Source organism: Plantibacter sp. AC185, from assembly GCF_979258065.1.
Genome location: NZ_OZ409831.1, coordinates 1,056,938 through 1,073,130, shown reverse-complemented (window position 1 = coordinate 1,073,130; position 16,193 = coordinate 1,056,938). Strand labels below are relative to the sequence as shown.

Annotated in this window: 19 protein-coding genes; 13 read left to right on the top strand and 6 right to left on the bottom strand. The window is 72.2% G+C overall.

The window, feature by feature from the left end; genetic code table 11:
- Positions 1-19 precede the first annotated feature (19 nt).
- From ACZZZB_RS05150 to ACZZZB_RS05125, 6 genes are read left to right on the top strand one after another with little or no spacing between them, the layout of a single operon-like run.
- Positions 20-1,216, top strand: a complete 1,197-nt coding sequence (locus ACZZZB_RS05150; RefSeq protein ID WP_137242193.1) for an NAD(P)/FAD-dependent oxidoreductase — start codon at positions 20-22, stop codon at positions 1,214-1,216.
- Positions 1,216-1,566, top strand: coding sequence for a (2Fe-2S)-binding protein (locus ACZZZB_RS05145; RefSeq protein ID WP_137242192.1), 351 nt, complete (start codon positions 1,216-1,218; stop codon positions 1,564-1,566). Before ACZZZB_RS05150 ends, ACZZZB_RS05145 begins: the two co-directional genes overlap by 1 nt.
- Complete coding sequence (locus ACZZZB_RS05140; RefSeq protein WP_463529119.1) at positions 1,563-3,077, top strand: FAD-dependent oxidoreductase; 1,515 nt, start codon at positions 1,563-1,565, stop codon at positions 3,075-3,077. Before ACZZZB_RS05145 ends, ACZZZB_RS05140 begins: the two co-directional genes overlap by 4 nt.
- Positions 3,078-3,118: 41 nt before the next feature.
- Positions 3,119-4,033 carry a dihydrodipicolinate synthase family protein gene (locus ACZZZB_RS05135; RefSeq protein ID WP_191940598.1) on the top strand — a complete coding sequence of 305 codons (915 nt, stop codon included), beginning with the start codon at positions 3,119-3,121 and terminating at the stop codon, positions 4,031-4,033.
- Between the two features lie 55 nt (positions 4,034-4,088).
- Complete coding sequence (locus tag ACZZZB_RS05130; RefSeq protein ID WP_194644061.1) at positions 4,089-5,090, top strand: proline racemase family protein; 1,002 nt, start codon at positions 4,089-4,091, stop codon at positions 5,088-5,090.
- A gap of 26 nt (positions 5,091-5,116) precedes the next feature.
- Positions 5,117-6,646: an aldehyde dehydrogenase (NADP(+)) gene (locus ACZZZB_RS05125; RefSeq protein WP_463529118.1), complete on the top strand. Its 1,530-nt coding sequence runs from the start codon at positions 5,117-5,119 to the stop codon at positions 6,644-6,646.
- Between the two features lie 34 nt (positions 6,647-6,680).
- Here the strand turns inward: ACZZZB_RS05125 and ACZZZB_RS05120 are convergent, their stop codons facing one another.
- Positions 6,681-7,208 carry a hypothetical protein gene (locus ACZZZB_RS05120; protein ID WP_229940281.1) on the bottom strand — a complete coding sequence of 176 codons (528 nt, stop codon included), beginning with the start codon at positions 7,206-7,208 and terminating at the stop codon, positions 6,681-6,683.
- Between the two features lie 73 nt (positions 7,209-7,281).
- Here ACZZZB_RS05120 and ACZZZB_RS05115 point away from each other — a divergent pair, with 73 nt between their 5' ends.
- From ACZZZB_RS05115 to ACZZZB_RS05100, 4 genes are all read left to right on the top strand, one after another.
- Complete coding sequence (locus tag ACZZZB_RS05115; RefSeq protein ID WP_085510217.1) at positions 7,282-7,755, top strand: EVE domain-containing protein; 474 nt, start codon at positions 7,282-7,284, stop codon at positions 7,753-7,755.
- 195 nt (positions 7,756-7,950) lie between these two features.
- A complete protein-coding gene (locus ACZZZB_RS05110; RefSeq protein ID WP_241161028.1) occupies positions 7,951-8,601 on the top strand; it encodes a 2-phosphosulfolactate phosphatase in 651 nt (216 codons plus the stop codon).
- 9 nt (positions 8,602-8,610) lie between these two features.
- Positions 8,611-8,913, top strand: a complete 303-nt coding sequence (locus tag ACZZZB_RS05105) for a DUF427 domain-containing protein (protein WP_079705230.1) — start codon at positions 8,611-8,613, stop codon at positions 8,911-8,913.
- Positions 8,913-9,416, top strand: coding sequence for a DinB family protein (locus ACZZZB_RS05100; RefSeq protein WP_079705231.1), 504 nt, complete (start codon positions 8,913-8,915; stop codon positions 9,414-9,416). Before ACZZZB_RS05105 ends, ACZZZB_RS05100 begins: the two co-directional genes overlap by 1 nt.
- Positions 9,417-9,443: 27 nt before the next feature.
- On the opposite strand, the gene ACZZZB_RS05095 is transcribed toward ACZZZB_RS05100, so the two are convergent.
- The 5 genes from ACZZZB_RS05095 to ACZZZB_RS05075 form a co-directional block, all read right to left on the bottom strand.
- Positions 9,444-10,265 carry a TspO/MBR family protein gene (locus tag ACZZZB_RS05095; RefSeq protein WP_463529117.1) on the bottom strand — a complete coding sequence of 274 codons (822 nt, stop codon included), beginning with the start codon at positions 10,263-10,265 and terminating at the stop codon, positions 9,444-9,446.
- Between the two features lie 100 nt (positions 10,266-10,365).
- Positions 10,366-10,932, bottom strand: a complete 567-nt coding sequence (locus tag ACZZZB_RS05090) for a DUF1697 domain-containing protein (protein WP_463529116.1) — start codon at positions 10,930-10,932, stop codon at positions 10,366-10,368.
- Positions 10,929-11,453, bottom strand: coding sequence for a SprT-like domain-containing protein (locus tag ACZZZB_RS05085; protein WP_064296385.1), 525 nt, complete (start codon positions 11,451-11,453; stop codon positions 10,929-10,931). The genes ACZZZB_RS05090 and ACZZZB_RS05085 overlap by 4 nt, the downstream gene beginning before the upstream one ends.
- A 72-nt stretch (positions 11,454-11,525) precedes the next feature.
- Positions 11,526-12,758: a PQQ-dependent sugar dehydrogenase gene (locus ACZZZB_RS05080; protein ID WP_194644073.1), complete on the bottom strand. Its 1,233-nt coding sequence runs from the start codon at positions 12,756-12,758 to the stop codon at positions 11,526-11,528.
- 2 nt (positions 12,759-12,760) lie between these two features.
- Entirely contained in the window at positions 12,761-13,615 is an 855-nt protein-coding gene (locus ACZZZB_RS05075; RefSeq protein WP_071259566.1) for a spermidine synthase, read from the bottom strand.
- Between the two features lie 56 nt (positions 13,616-13,671).
- Here ACZZZB_RS05075 and ACZZZB_RS05070 point away from each other — a divergent pair, with 56 nt between their 5' ends.
- Genes ACZZZB_RS05070 through ACZZZB_RS05060 form a run of 3 tightly spaced genes read left to right on the top strand, consistent with a single transcriptional unit; the run spans position 13,672 to position 16,024 of the window.
- Positions 13,672-14,469: a LamB/YcsF family protein gene (locus ACZZZB_RS05070; protein WP_463529115.1), complete on the top strand. Its 798-nt coding sequence runs from the start codon at positions 13,672-13,674 to the stop codon at positions 14,467-14,469.
- Entirely contained in the window at positions 14,463-15,158 is a 696-nt protein-coding gene (locus ACZZZB_RS05065) for a 5-oxoprolinase subunit B family protein (RefSeq protein ID WP_463529114.1), read from the top strand. The genes ACZZZB_RS05070 and ACZZZB_RS05065 overlap by 7 nt, the downstream gene beginning before the upstream one ends.
- Positions 15,155-16,024 (top strand): 5-oxoprolinase subunit C family protein, encoded by an 870-nt coding sequence (locus ACZZZB_RS05060; RefSeq protein WP_194644079.1) that lies wholly within the window; start codon positions 15,155-15,157, stop codon positions 16,022-16,024. Before ACZZZB_RS05065 ends, ACZZZB_RS05060 begins: the two co-directional genes overlap by 4 nt.
- Positions 16,025-16,193: the final 169 nt, after the last annotated feature.

The following is a 16,193-nucleotide window of genomic DNA, read 5'->3' as shown; positions in this document are numbered from 1 at the left end:
TCGACCGAGAGGACCGCACGTGACCCGCATCGTCATCGTCGGCGCCGGCATCGTCGGTGCGGCCTGCGCGCGGATCCTCGCCCGACGCGGTGCCGAGGTCGTCGTGCTCGACCGTTCGGCCGCCGCCGGCGGCACGAGCGGCTCGGGGGAGGGGAACCTCCTCGTCTCCGACAAGGGGCCGGGCCCCGAACTCGACCTCGCCCGGTACGCCTCGCGCCTCTGGCCCGTCGTCACCGCCGAACTCGTGGCCGAACTGGGACCGACCTTCCCGAGCATCGAGTTCGAGCGCAAGGGCGGCATCGTGGTCGCCACCACCGAGGCCGGCGCGCAGCCCCTGCTCGACTTCGCCGCCGCCCAGCGCGCGGCCGGTGTCGACGCCAGACCCCTCACCGAGGACGAGCTGCTCGCGGCGGAGCCGTCGATCACCCGCTCGTCCACGGCGGCCGTCCACTATCCCGAGGATGCACAGGTCCAGCCCGTCATCGCCACGGAGGCCCTGCTCGCCTCGGCCCGGCGGGCGGGCGCTGTCGTGCGCACCGGCGTCACCGTGACGGGCGGCGTCCGGAGCGCGACCGGACGCCTCACGGGTGTCCGGACCTCCGTGGGCGACGTCTCGGGCGACGCGGTCCTCGTCTGCGCCGGACCGTGGTCGGCCGAGCTCGGCGACCTGCTCGGGGCACCCGTCCCGGTCCGTCCCCGACGCGGCATGGTCCTCGTCACCACCCGCATGCCGCACCGCGTGCACCACAAGGTCTACGACGGCGACTACTTCGGGGCCACGCAGTCGAGCGACGCCTCGCTCCAGACCTCGAGCGTCGTCGAGTCGACCGCCGCGGGCACTGTCCTCATCGGCTCGAGCCGGCAGCAGATCGGATTCGACGCGCGCCTCGACGTCGACGTGCTCCGCGAGGTTGCGGCGAAGTCGCTGCGCCTCTTCCCGTTCCTCCGCGACGCCTCGGTCATGCGCAGCTACGGCGGCTTCCGGCCGTACATGCCCGACCACCTCCCGGTCATCGGCCCCGACCACCGCGTCGACGGCCTGTGGCACGCGACGGGCCACGAGGGCGCCGGCATCGGACTGGCCCTCGCGACCGCTGAACTCATCGCCGCCCGCCTGCTCGGTGGATCCACCGACCTCGACGACGCCCCGTTCCAACTCGACCGCCCGGGGCTCGCCCCGCACCTGCGCGTCGACCGGCCGGCGGAGGTGGCCTGATGGTCTCGAGACGACTGCCCGCGACGGACGACCGGATCGTGCCCGGTACGGAGGACGCGCTGCGCATCGACCTCGACGGGACGCCCCTCGACGGACTCCGCGGCCAGACGATCGCCGGTGTCCTGTTGGGCTCCGGCGTCCTCGCCTGGCGCCGCACCAGTGGGTCCGGGAAGCCGCGCGGCGTCTTCTGCGGCATCGGGGTCTGCTTCGACTGCATCGTCACGGTGAACGGCCAGCGGGACGTCCGTGCCTGCCAGCGTCGCGCCGCGGACGGCGACCGCATCGAGACACAGCACGACGCCCTCCCGGAACCCACGACGGAGAACGACCCGTTCGGGGACCGGACATGAGCGCCCGGCAGCGTGAGGTCGTCGTCGTCGGTGCAGGTCCCGCCGGCCTCCAGGCCGCGCTCGCCGCGCGAGCCCTCGGCGCGTCCGTCACGCTGCTCGACGCCTCGGACGAGCTCGGCGGTCAGTACTGGCGGCACCTGCCGGCCAGCCGGCCGTCCGCGGCCGAGGCCTCGCTGCACCACGGGTTCGAGCGCTTCGTCGCCATGCGTGCGGCGCTCGACACCGACGACGGCTGCACGGTGATCACCGAGGCGCAGGTCTGGGCGATCGACGTCGACCGTGCCGCCGACCACGGCTCCGACGACACCTCCGGGGCGACCGGCTTGCGCCTGCACGTCCTCGTCGGACCGCCGGACGGCACCGACCGCACGCCGCTCACCCTTCGGCCGGACGCGCTCGTCCTCGCGACCGGCGCGCACGACCGCACGCTGCCGTTCCCCGGCTGGGACCTCCCCGGCGTGTTCTCGGCCGGTGCCGCCCAGGCCCTCGCGAAGGGCGAGCGGGTCGCCGTCGGTCAGCGGGTGGTCGTGGCCGGTGCCGGACCGTTCCTGTTGCCGGTGGCCGCGTCCTTGACCGCGACCGGATCACGCGTACTCGGGGTCTACGAGGCCACGACCGTCGGCGGACTCGCCCGGGGCTGGCTTCCCAAGCCCTGGCAGCTGCTCGGCGTGACCGGGAAGGCCGGTGAGCTGCTCGGCTACGTCGGCGGCCACCTCCGCCACCGGATCCCGTACCGCGTCGGTCACGCCGTGGTCGCCGCGCACGGCACCGACCGGGTCGAGCGTGTGACCATCGCCGCCGTCGACGCCGACTGGTCGCCGATCCCCGGGACCGAGCGCACGGTCGAAGCGGACGCCGTGTGCGTCAGCCACGGGTTCACCCCGCGGCTCGAGCTGCCCGTCGCGGTCGGCTGCGCGCTCACCGACGCCCGGTTCGTCCAGGTCGACGCCGAGCAGCGCACGAGCGTCCCGACCGTCTTCGCGGCGGGGGAGATCACCGGGATCGGGGGTGTCGACGCTGCGCTCGCGGAAGGGGCTGTGGCGGGACACGCTGCGGCCGGCGGACTCCCCGGTGCCTCCGGGATCCGTGCCGCCGTGAGCCGGCGCGACACGTTCCTCGCCTTCGCCGACCGGCTCGAACGCGCCCACGGCATCCGTGCCGGCTGGAGCGACTGGCTCGACGACGACACCACCATCTGCCGCTGCGAGGAGGTCGACTACGGCTCGTTGCGCACGACGGCTACCGCCACCTGCGCGACCGGCCTGCGCTCGCTCAAACTCAGCACGCGTGCCGGGCTCGGGATCTGCCAGGGCCGCATGTGCGGTCGCACCGTCGAGGAGCTCCTCCACCGCGTCGCCTCCGAATCCGGCGGCAGCGGCCTCATCGACGGCGTCTCGAGCGACCGCCGGCCCATCGCCTCCCCGCTGCGCATCGGCGAACTCGCCGCGCAGGCACCGGGACACCCTCCCCACGAACCGCCGTCGACCCCGACGGCCGAACACCCAGGATGACCGACCGGTCTCCGCACCACTCCCTCGGAAAGGAACCACCCATGGCCAAGCAGTTCGACCTCGGCGGCGTCATCGTCGCGACCACCCTCGCGTTCAAGGAGGACGCCTCGGCGCCCGCAGGCCTCGCCGTCGACTACGACCGCTTCGCCGAGCACTGCAACTGGCTCATCGAGAACGGCTGCCGCGGCGTCGGCCCGAACGGCTCGCTCGGCGAGTACTCGTCGCTGACGGACGCCGAGCGTCGCAAGGTCATCCAGGTCGCGGTCGACACCGTCGGCGACCGCGGCCTCGTCGTCGCCGGGGTGCACGGCGTCGGCTGGCACCAGGCCCAGCAGTGGGCCGAGTACGCGAAGGAGGACGGCGCGGACGGCGTCCTGCTCCTGCCGCCCACCATCTACCGGGCGAACGACGACGAGGTCATCGAGCACTACAGCCGCGTGGACGAGGTCGGCCTGCCGATCATGGCCTACAACAACCCGATCGACACCAAGGTCGACCTCACGCCCGACCTGCTCGTCGAGCTCGCCAAGCTCGAGCACGTCGTCGCCGTGAAGGAGTTCTCGGCCGACATCCGTCGTGTGCTCGAGATCCAGGACAAGACCGACCTCGACGTCATCGCGGGGGCGGACGACCTCCTCTTCGAGTCCCTCGTCGCCGGCGCGGTCGGCTGGTTCGCCGGCTACCCGAACGCCTTCCCGCGCGAGGCCGTCGAGCTGTACACGCTCGTCACCTCGGGACGTGTCGACGAGGCCCGCACCCTCTACCGCGAGCTCGTGCCCGTCTTCGGGTGGGACTCGAAGACGGAGTTCGTCCAGGCCATCAAGCTGTCGATCGATATCGCCGGCGAGAGCTACGGTGGTCCGACGCGTCCGCCGCGCGGTCCGCTGAACGCGCTCCAGACGGAGCAGGTCACGATGCAGACGCGTCGCGCACTCGACTACCTCGCGGCACGCTGAGCCTGGCGGCCGACGCGACACCCCGACCACGACCACCAGTCCTGAGAGGCACACCATGAAGTCCTCCCGCATGATCAGTGCGGTCGACTCGCACACCGAGGGCATGCCGACCCGCGTCGTCACCGGCGGGGTCGGCGTGATCCCCGGCGCGACCATGAACGAGAAGCGCCTGCACTTCATGGAGCACCTCGACGACCTGCGGCTCTTCCTCATGAACGAGCCACGCGGTCACGCGGCGATGAGCGGGGCGATCCTGCAGCCGTCCACGCGTGCGGACTGCGACTGGGGCGTCGTGTACATCGAGGTGTCCGGATGCCTGCCGATGTGCGGGCACGGCACCATCGGGGTCGCGACGGTCCTCGTGGAGACCGGCATGGTGGAGGTGGTCGAGCCGGTCACGACGATCCGGCTCGACACCCCCGCCGGACTCGTGATCGCGCGGGTCGACGTCAGCGACGGGCACGCCGACCGCGTGACGATCGAGAACGTCCCGAGCTACGTCGACCGCCTCGACGCCACGATCGAGGTGCCGGGCCTCGGCGCCGTGCCGTACAGCCTCGCGTTCGGTGGCAACTTCTACGCGATGGTCGACCTCGACGACGTGGGCCTGCCCTTCGACCGCGACCGCCAGCAGGACATCCTCGACGCAGGACTGCGCATCATGGCGGCGATCAACGAGCAGGCGCCGCCCGTGCACCCCGAGATCGCCGGGCTCGACCACTGCCACCACGTCGAGTTCATCGCACCGGGATCCGACGCCGTGCTGTCCCGGCATGCGATGGCCATCTTCCCGGGGTGGTTCGACCGCTCGCCATGCGGAACCGGAACCTCGGCGCGCATGGCCGAGCTCTGGGCCCGCGGTGAGCTGCCGCTCGACCAGGACTTCGTCAACGAGTCCTTCATCGGCAGCCGGTTCACCGGCCGGCTGATCGCCGAGACGACGGTGGCGGGCAGGCCGGCCGTCATCCCGACCATCTCCGGTCGGGCCTGGGTCACCGGTATCGGCTCCTACCTCCTCGACCCCGCCGATCCGTTCCCGACCGGCTTCCAGTTCTGAACCACACCACGATCCCGGAGGATCACATGACGACCATGCCAGCCCCCGACGCCACCATCGCTGAGACCACCCCCGAGCAGCTCGAGGAGGTCCTCCAGCGGGCCGCCGCGGCGGCACCCGCGTGGGCCGCGACGCCGGCGGACGCCCGTGCGCGAGCGCTCGTCGCCGTCGCCGACGCCCTGCAGGCCCACGCGGACGAGCTCGTCCCCGTCGGCATGCAGGAGACGGGTCTCGCCGAGGCCCGGCTCCGCGGCGAGCTCCTCCGCACCGCCGTGCAGCTGCGGCTCTTCGCGGAGACGATCGTCGACGGCTCCTACCTCGACGTCCGGATCGACGAGGCCGACCCGGACTTCGCGCTCGGCGCGCGCCCGGAACTCCGCCGCGTCCTCGTGCCGCTCGGCCCCGTCGTGAACTTCGCGGCGAGCAACTTCCCGTTCGCCTTCTCCGTCGCCGGTGGTGACACCGCGTCGATCCTCGCGGCCGGATGCCCGGTGATCCTCAAGGTGCACGACGGCCACCCGCGGCTCTCGCTCGCGACAGCGGCCGTCGTCGAGGCCGCGCTCCGCGCGTCCGGGGCTCCTGACGGTGTGTTCCAGACGATCATCGGCCAGGAGGCCGGCGTCGTCGCCCTGCAGGACGAGCGCGTCCGGGCCGGTTCCTTCACGGGCTCCCTCCGGGCGGGTCGGATCCTCGCCGACCTCGCGGCGGCGCGCCCCATCCCGATCCCGTTCTTCGGCGAGCTCGGCAGCGTCAACCCCGTGTTCGTGACGCAGACCGCCATCGACGAGTCCGCAACGGCCATCGCGACGGGATTCGTCACGAGTGTCGCGGGCTCGGCGGGTCAGCTGTGCACGAAGCCCGGCTTCGTCTACCTGCCGGACGGCGCGGGGCTCGACGAGTCGATCCGCGAGGCTGCTGCCGCGGTCCCCGAGCACCGACTCCTGAACGACCGCATCACGGCCGGGTACCAGGCGAGGCGCGACACGATCCTCGGCACCGACGGCGTGCGGGTCATCGCCGAGGGTTCGTTGCGGGTCGACGAGGACGGCGACGGCTGGGCGACCCCCACGATCGTCGCGGTCTCAATCGACGCGCTGCGGGCCGGTCGGGACGCCCTGCTCGACGAGGCCTTCGGTCCGTTGTCGATCCTCGTCGAGGTCCCGGCCGGTACGGCGTTCGCGCCTCTCGTGCCGGAGTTCTGCGAGGGCAACCTGACGGCCACCCTGCACGCCGGTGCCGACGAGACGAGCGACGACCTCGTGGAACTCGTCCAGCAGCTCTCGGCGCACGCCGGCCGGGTGCTGTTCGGCGGTTGGCCCACCGGCGTCGCGGTCACGCCCGCCATGCAGCACGGCGGACCGTGGCCGGCGACGACGAACGACTCGAGCACCTCGGTGGGGACGGCCGCGATCACCCGTTTCCTGCGGCCGGTCGCGTTCCAGAACATGCCGGACCGGTTCCTGCCCGAGGTGCTGCGGTCGTCGGCCACGGGTGTCCCGCGCACGGTCGCACCCGCGGGCGAGTCGACGCACTGGGGCGAGGCGGCTCAGCGCTGACGCACGGCCGGCCGGGCCTCCGGACGGCGAGGCGTCAGATGGCGCCCTCGACCGTCGCGCCGACCTCGTCGTCCTCCTCGTCGCCGGGGAGCGGCGGGTCGTAGGCCCAGCTCGGCGCGAGCGCCTTGATGCGGGCACCGCGCCACTGCCACGTCGCCCACAGCGGGTACCAGTAGAGCGGGGCGATCGCGCCGGTGATCACGAGTCGGTCGCGGTACAGGGTCTTCGTCGGGTCGTGCTTGTCGCGGGCGACCGCCATCTGGTGGTCCCACCCGGCGAGCTTGCTGAGCGGCCCGCTGACCGGGTCGCCCTGGTCGTGGAGGATGCGGGTGCCGTCGCGGCGCTCGATGAACTCGAGGTCGATGATCTGGTCGCCGACCGGGATCGCGCCGGCGGCCTTCACACGGACGCGGTGCGCCCCTGGCTCCCAGATGGTCGGGAACCCGTCGGCGTCGAGCGCCTCGAGTCCCATGACGGGGCTGTAGAGCTCCCGCAGGACGGCCGGGGAGCGGAGTGCCCGCCAGGCGACGTCGACATCACAGTCCAGGACGAGTTTCAGCATCACGCGCATGCCTCAGTGTCGCATGTGCGGCTCGGCGGCTGCAGGGGGTGCGCCGGTAGGGAAGACTGTGCCTATGGCGATCCGGTACTGGCTGGGCGTGATCCAGCGGGATCACGTCGTCCTCGGCGTCCGGCAGGGCTTCGTGCAGATCAACCACGGGCAGCGCGGCGGTCTCGACCAGATGCGGGAGTCCGACGGGTTCGTGTACTACTCGCCGCGGGTCAGCACCCCGGACGGCGAGCCGCTCAAGGCGTTCACCGCGATCGGGCGGGTCTCCGACGACACCGTCTACCAGGCGGCTGTACCGCGACCCGACGGTGCCGATTGGCGGCCCTGGCGGCGGAGTGTCGACTGGTACCCGGACGCGGTCGAGGCACCCATCCGTCCGATGCTCGCGCTCCTCGACTTCACGAGCTTCACCCGGAACTGGGGTGTCCAGCTCCGCCGGGGCTTCCTCGAGCTCAGTCGTCACGACTTCGAGCTCATCCGCAACGAGATGCGCCCGCCCCACCCCGACGACCGTCGTTTCCCCACCGCCTCCCGCTGACCCCCTTTCCTTGCGCCAGCGCGGTGCGCTGACGTCACCGCGGGTCTGGCGCGTGAGCGCGCCCCTCCGGAGGCCCGCGCTCACGTCCGATGACCCGCGCTCGCGTCAGCGCACCGCGCTGGCGACCACCCCCCACGGAGGTCTTCGGGCGCAACAGTCGTGGGGTGGGTGGGTGCGCGTGGATACGATGAACGGGTGAGTATCGCAGCCGCCACACCGCCGCCCGTCCACCCGCCGTTCGCCCAGACCAAGTACCAGGTGAGGTTCGACTGGGGCGTCGCAGGAGCCGGGCGGGTCGAGGCGGCGGACGTCGCGGTCGTCGTGGACGTGCTCCACGCGACGACCTCCGTGGAGCAGCGCGTCAGCGGCGGGGAGGCCGTCGCCGTCGCCGAGCTGGACGACCGCGGTGAGACGGCGCAGATCGCCACGCTCCTCGCCGACGCGGGTGCGACGGTCGTCGCCGGGTGCCTGCGCAACCGGTCGGCGGTCGCGGACTGGATCATCGCGAAGCAGGCCGAGCTCGGACGGCGTACGAGCATCGTCGTCATCGCGGTCGGTGAACTCGACGACACGGCCGAGACCCGGTTCGCCGTCGAGGATCTCTTCGGGGCCGGCGCCGTGATCGAGGCGCTGGGACTCCGCGGCATCGACTTCACCTCACCGGAGGCCGCCGCCGCTGCCGCCGCGTACGAGGGCCTGCGCAACGGCGTCGGGCACCTGCTGTCCGCGTCCGCCACCGCCCAGCAGCTCGCGCAGGCGGGTGCCACGCAGCATGTGCAGGCGGCACGCGAGGTCGACGTGTCAAGCGTCGTCCCGGTCCTGGACGGAGCGGTGTTCCGGGCGTAGTCTCGGCGCATGCGCGCACTCCTCGGAACCACCGTCCTCGCCGAAGCCTCCGAATCGGAGCTCATCAAGATCGAGGGCAACTGGTACTTCCCGCCGTCGAGCCTCAACCGCGAGCGCTTCGTCGAGACCGACACCCAGTACCACTGCCCGTGGAAGGGCGACGCCCAGTACTGGGGCGTCACCGACGGCGGCGAGGTCAAGCCCGATGTGGCCTGGTCGTACCCGACCCCGTATCCGACCGCGTTCGACCGCGTCGGCAAGGACTTCTCCGGCTACGTCGCCTTCGGGAACGAGGTCGAGGTCGTCGACTGATGGCCGACTGGGGCGACCGCCCGCAGCCGCCTGAGCGCGGGGGCGAGCGCGAGACGATCGAGGGCTTCCTCGATCTGCAGCGCGCCAGCATCGTCTGGAAGGCACGCGGACTCACCGACGAGCTCGCGGCCAAGCGACTGTTGCCGAGCATCACGACCGTCTCGGGTGTCATCCGACACCTCGCCGATGTCGAGCGCAGCTGGTTCCGCGAGGACATGGACGGGCAGTCGGACGTCCCGGCACGGTGGACCGACGACGACCCGGACGGCGAATGGCGCGTCACGGCCGACGACAGCCTGGCCGAGATCATCGCCGACTACGAGGCGGCCTGTGCGGAGTCCCGCGAGGTGGCGTCGCGGTATCAGCTCGACGATGTCTGCCTCGGCAACGACCAGCGGTTCACGCTGCGGTGGATCGAGCTCCACATGATCGAGGAGACGGCCCGGCACCTCGGGCACATCGACGTCCTCCGCGAACAGCTCGACGGACGCACCGGCGAGTAGCGCCGCGGCCGTCGAGCGTGCGGAGCGTCAGGCGCCGACGAGCGCCGCTCGGTCGCGTCCCCGCGAGACGCGGACGACCACGGTGACGACGGCCACCACGACCGCGACGATCAGCGCCGTGACCCCGGCTTCGGTCGAGAGCAGTTCGCCGGTGAAGCGGCCCACGGCCACCCACGCGAGCCCCCAGCAGAGCGACAGCATGGGTGCGATCCGTCCACGGCCGACGACCGCGAGCAGGATCCCGACCGCGCCGGCGACCGCGAGGACGATGATCGCCCAGACACCGGCGGCCGGGCCGTCCGCGCTCCCGATCCCGGATCCGACGAGCGCAGCGGTGATGTTCGCCGCCGTCGCGACGCACACCCACCCGAGGTAGAGGCCCATCGTGCCGTCCGTGATGATCGTGTCGACCACGCCGGACGGCCTGGTCCGGAGCACGATCACGAAGATGCGGGCCAGGACACCCAGGAGGGCGATGATCACGAACACGCTCAGGATCAGGAAGCCCGCCTGCACCACGAGGATCCACGCCGCGTTCAGCAGCAGGCTCGCCACGACCCAATAACCGAGACGACGGTGGCGCTCACGGGTCGTCTGCGAGGGCAGGAACTGCCAGACCGCATAGGCGACGAGCCCGAGGTAGATGACGCTCCAGATGGAGAACGCGGGCCCGTCCGGTGCGATCGGCGTCGACGAGGCGCTCAACGCACCGTTCGCCGCGTTCTGGACCTGCGTCCCCCCGGCGGCTCCCGACCCGATGTAGGAGCCGATGATCGCGAGGACCGCGCTGACGGCGACGGCGATCTGCCGGACGCGGTCCGCGGTGGTGGGTGAATCGGTGCCGGTCATGACGCATGCCTCCAGAATTGTGCAGCTAGCTGATCAATTCAGCGTACGCCACCTCGGTGCACCTCGCAGGGGCTTGCGCCGGTGCCGTGGAACGGCCTGCTCAGAGGAGCTTGCGCAGCGTCCGCAGGTTGCGCGTGGTGACGTGCGGCTTGAACCGGGCCTTCGAGGACTCCTTCGCGAAGGCGGTGTCGGTGCTCGACCCCTTCGGGACCTCCCAGTAGAGGACGCCGTCGCCGGATGCCACGCGGTCGGGCTGCTCCCCGGCCTCCGCCGAGAACGCGAGCAGGGCGTCGAGTGAGCCCTGCTCGGAGGAGAACATGACGTACGGCTGGACCTGCTCGGCCTCCGGCCAAGGGTAGGCCTCGATGACGTCGGCGAGTGCGCGCTGATGCGTGAGCACGATCCACGCCTCGTATCCGAAGGCCTCCGCGAGCGACCGCTCGATGCGCCGTTTCAGCGCACCGCGTGCATCGTCCGCGGTCTCGCCAGGCTCGTGCTCTGGGTCGTCGAAGACGACGTTGCCGCTCGCGAGGACGGTGCGGACTCCCCAGAACCCGGCCGACCGGAACACCTCGGCGAGGTCGGCGGAGCGGATCGTGACGCCGCCGACGTTGACCCCGCGCAGGAGTGCGATCCAGCTGTCGGTGGGAACCGCGCCGCCGGTCATGACCCGATGCCCGGCTCGGGCGGGGTGGACCCGTCGAACGCGGCCGCCCGACGCCGCATGGCCGGCGTGACCTCCCGGTGCACCCAGCTGAGGAGGAAGCGTTCGTCCCAGGAGCGCGAGCACTTGCCACACGAGGTGGCCCGGCTCGGGCGCCGATGCCGGTAGAGGACATGGCCCGAGGGGCAGGTGCCGACCCACGGAGCGAGTTCGTCGGCCGTCTGGCCCTCGTGGAGACGCGAGCCCTCGTAGCCGATCTCCTCGGCGACCTTGCGCCACTTGGGTCCGTGCCCGGCGCGCGCCCCGGCGAGGGCGTGCGCGACCTCGTGGAGGAGGATCTGGTGGATCTCGTCGTCGTCGTAGCGTGCAGCGAGATAGCGCGAGACGGTGATGCGCTTCGTCGTGAAGTTGCACAGGCCGGCGCGTCGCTTGGCGTTGTCGAAGCCGAAGGTCCAGACCGTCGGGTCGAGGTGCAGCACGATGAGCGCCTGTGCCCACGCCGTGACCCGACTGAGTTCTGCCATGCCTGGATGGTACTCCCGGCGACCGACACCGGACCGCAGGAGCGGGATGACCCACCGGTGTGGCGGTCGCCCTCAGCGGGCCGCGAGCGGGGCGAGGGGGAGTTCGACGATCCGGTCGTCCTCGGTTCCGGGCGAGCCCCGGCCGTCGGTGTTGTTCGTGAGGATCCAGGCGGTCCCCGGCGGGCCGGCCACGACGTCGCGGATCCGTCCGAACTCGCCGACGAGGTAGGGCACCGCGTCGATCACGCCCACGAGCGCGCTGCTCCCCGCCGGCACGTGCACGCCGTCGGTGATGCCGTACAGGCGCTCGCCGCGGAGCGAGGCCATGAAGATCGTGTCGTCGATGATCGCGAGACCGCTCGGGCTCGCGTCCTCCGTGGCCCACTGCGCGACCGGGTCGATCATGCCCGGTGCTCCGGCGATGCCTTCGGCGACCGGCCAGCCGTAGTTGCCACCGGGGGTGATCCGGTTGAGCTCGTCCCAGGTGTTCTGCCCGAACTCGCTCGCCCACAGGCCGCCGTCGCGATCCCACGCGATGCCCTGCGGGTTGCGATGGCCGAGGGAGTAGACGGGCGACCCCGGGAACGGGTTGTCGCCCGGCACCGCACCCTCCGGTGTGAGCCGCAGGATCTTCCCGCCGAGGCTGTCCACGTCCTGAGCCAGGCTGCGGTCACCGGCGTCACCCGCGGTGGCGTAGAGCATGCCGTCCGGTCCGAACGCGATGCGTCCGCCGTTGTGGTTCCCGGCCCGGGGGATGCCGACGAGGACCTCCTCGACGCCGCCGAGCGCGTACGACCCGGCCGCTCCCGTGAGCGGGAACCGCACGATGCGGTTGTCGGACGAGGTCGTCAGGTAGGCGTAGAGCCAGGTTCCCGCGGTCTCCGATCCCGCCGGCGTGAGGACGGCGAGCCCGAGCAGCCCGCCCTCGCCTCCCGCGGCCACCCCGGGGACCACGCCGACCTGCCGCACCGCGCCGCCGCTGACGACCTCGAGGACGTCGCCCGCGTCACGCTGGCTCACCAGCGTGCTGCCCGAGGCGAGTCGCACCATCGACCAGGGCGCATCGAGGCCACCGACGACCGTGGTGGCCTCACCGGTCGGGGCGACCGGTCCGGTGGGGACCGCGGATGTGGGCGTCGACGCGGACGCGCTCGGCGCAGGGGAGGGCGAGAGGGAGGCCGTACCCGGTGATCGTGGCTCCCCGTCGGTGCAGGCCACGAGCGCCAGGGCGGTGGCGGCGAGCAGAGTGGTGAGCGAGGCGGGCGCACGCAGGCCCCGTCGTCGCGGCGTCTGCGTGGTGGCCATGGTCAGCCCTTCGTCTGGAAGATGCCCTGGGCGGGGTTCGGGGAGGGGACGGCGGTCGTGTCCGTCACGACCTGTGCCCCTGCGATGAAGGCGCGCAGCTCGGCGCCCGCCACCGCCTTGGCGGGGTGGGGGCCGGCCGCGAGGAGCCTCGGTAGGAAGTCGAGTGGGAGGGCGGTGTTCGATCCGACGAGGACGACGTTGCCGAAGCGGCGGCCTTTGAGGATCTGCGTCTCCGCGAGGGCGGCGACGTGCGACACGGAGTCGGCGAGCGTCGCGGCCTGTCCGCGGGCGAACGCGAGTCCGCGGCCGTCGGCGACGTTCACGACGATGACGCCGGTCGGCGACAGCAGCTCGACCGCCGAGGCGTAGAACTCGGTGCTCGTGACATGGGCCGGCGTGTTGGCGCCGCTGAAGATGTCGACGACGACGAGGTCGACGGTGCCGCGGAGGCCTGGCGGCAGCTTCGCGACGATCTCGCGGGCGTCGCCGTAGCGGACGCGGATCTGGGCGCGCTTCGACCAGGGGAGGTGCTCGCGCACGAGATCGATGAGTTCGCGCTCGAGCTCGACGACCTGTTGCCGCGAGCCCGGCCTCGTCGCCTCCACGTAGCGGGGGAGGGTGAGCGCGCCGGCACCGAGGTGCACCGCCGTGATCGGCTGACCGGGATCGGCGATCTCGTCGATGATGTGACCGATCCGCTGGATGTACTCGAAGAAGAGTTCCTCGGGCTGATCGAGGTTGACGTGCGACTGCGGCGTGCCGTCGACCACCAGCTGATAGGTGCCCGGCACGAAGCGGTCGGCCTCGATCCTGGCCAGGTATCCGCTGACGCCGAGTCGTACCTGTGCCTCGTCCATACCCCCACCCTAGACTTTCCCGCAGTGGTGGGAGGCGGAGCGGAAGGGGTGCGGCCGTGGCGCAGGCGGACCTCAACAGCGACCTCGGCGAGGTCTGGCGCGGTGCGCCGACCGCCGACGACGACGCCATGTTCGCCCTCATCACGAGCGCGAACATCGCCTGCGGCTTCCACGCCGGGGACGACGCGTCCATGCGCGAGGCCGTCCGCCGCTCGATGGCCCACGGGGTGTCGCTCGGCGCCCACCCCTCCTACCGGGACGAGGCGGGCTTCGGTCGACGCGACCAGGACGTACCGGCCGAGGTGCTCGAGGCCGAGGTCCTGGAGCAGCTCCGCGCCCTGCAGCGAGCGGTCGACGAGGTCGACGAGGTCGGCGAGGCCGACGGGGCCGGCGCACGGCTGGCCTACGTGAAGCCGCACGGCGCCCTCTACAACCGGATCGCGCACGACCGGGTCCAGGCGCGCGCGGTCGTCCGGGCGGTGGTCACGGCCTCCGAGGAGCTCGGGCGACCACTTCCCGTGCTCGGGATGCCCGGCTCCGTGATCGAACGCGAGACCCTCGCCGCCGGACTCCGCTTCGTCGCGGAGGCCTTCGTCGACCGCGGCTACCGCTCCGACGGTTCGCTCGTCCCGCGCGATACCCCCGGGGCACTGGTCACCGATGAGGCGGCCGCCGCCCGCCGCGCCGTCTCCCTCGTCCTCGACCGACGCATCACCAGTGTCGACGGTGCAGACGTCGAACTCGACGCGGTCTCGCTCTGCGTGCACGGCGACACCCCCGGGGCAGTATCGCTCGCCACGGCGGTCAGGGCTGCCCTGCTGGACGCCGGCGTCGAACTGGTCGCGCCGTGGTGAACGCGGACACCTCGACCGGCCCCGTGCTCCGAGCGATGGGGGAGGAGGCCGTGCTCCTCGAACTCGCATCGCTCGAGGACGTCCTGCTCGTGCACCGGGCGCTCGCCGCCTCACGCCCGGCAGGACTGGTCGACCTCGTCCCTGCCGCCCGGACCGTGCTCGCCGTGACGGACGCGCGGGGCCCGGCGCTCGCCGCGGTGGGGGCCTGGTTGCTCGCGACCGCGGAACGGACGCTCGCACCCGGCGTGGGAGGCTCGACCGGCGCTGTCGACGAAGCGGGAAGACGGCCGGACACCGTCATCCACGTCCGCTACGACGGCCAGGACCTCGCCGAGACCGCGGCGCTGCTCGGCATGGACGCCGACGGTCTCATCGCCCGGCACACCGCTCACGCCTGGACCGTCGCCTTCAGCGGCTTCGCGCCGGGGTTCGCCTACCTCGTGCCGGAGCGTGAGGACGAGGCGATCGGCCCACCGCTCGAGATCCCGCGCCTGAGCGTGCCGCGGACGACCGTCCCCGCCGGTTCGGTGGCGCTCGCCGGGACGTTCAGCGGCGTCTACCCGCGAGCCTCCCCGGGCGGGTGGCGCATCATCGGGACGACCGACGCCGTGCTGTGGGACGACGCAGCGGACCCGCCCGCCCTCCTCGTCCCCGGCGGCCGGGTGCGCTTCGTGCAGGTCGCCGCATGATGGGCGGGACCCTGCTCGTGGAGGCGGCGGGACCGGCGACCACCGTGCAGGACCTGGGTCGACCTGGGGCCGCGGCCCTCGGGGTCAGTCCGTCCGGCGCGCTCGACCGCGGCGCCCTGCGCCTCGCCAACCGTCTCGTCGGCAACCCGGAGGGCCGTGCCGCGCTCGAGGTCGTCCTGGGCCCGTTCGTGGCCGTCCCCGACGTCGACCTCTGGATCGCCGTGACCGGTGCGTGGGGTCCAATCACCGTCGACGGCAGGCCGTCCGACGGGCACCGCGCCGTCCTCGTGCAGGCCGGTTCCCGGCTCGAACTCGGCTCGGCGACCCACGGGCTCCGGTACGTCCTCGCCGTCCGCGGCGGCTTCGACGGCCCGCAAGTCCTCGGCTCGCGGTCGACCGACACCCTGGCCGGCCTCGGTCCGGCACCGGTCGACGCCGGCAATCGACTCCCCGTCCTCCCCACCCCGCGCCGCCGCGTCCCTCCGCTCGACATCGCCCCGTGGACGCGGCCCGACGCCGGGGAGCGTCTCGTGCGGGTCTCGCCGGGGCCCCGCCGGGACTGGTTCGACGACGCCTCCCTGCAACGCCTCGTCGAGCAGCCGTGGAGCATGACGGCCGACGCCGATCGCATCGGGATGCGCCTCGACGGGCCGCCGCTCGAGCGACTCGATCCCGGTCGGGAACTGCCGAGCGAGGGCATGGTCGCCGGGGCGGTCCAGGTGCCGCCGAGCGGTCTGCCGACGATCCTGTCGGCCGACCACCCGGTCACCGGCGGGTATCCGGTCATCGCGGTCGTGCGCGCCGCGGACCGCGACCTCCTGGCGCAGCTCCGCCCCGGTCAGCGCCTCCGGTTCAGCACGGGTTGACGGGAACATCGGGGGCAACGCGGCGGTTATACCGGAAAGTCGAAAACTCGTCAAGGAAAGAGTAGACACGCCGAAGATTCCGGCATATAGTTGTTCTTTGCGCTCCCAGAATCTCTATGCCTTCATATTGCGGTCGGCTGGTGTGCGGGTCCAACCCGCCACATGTTCC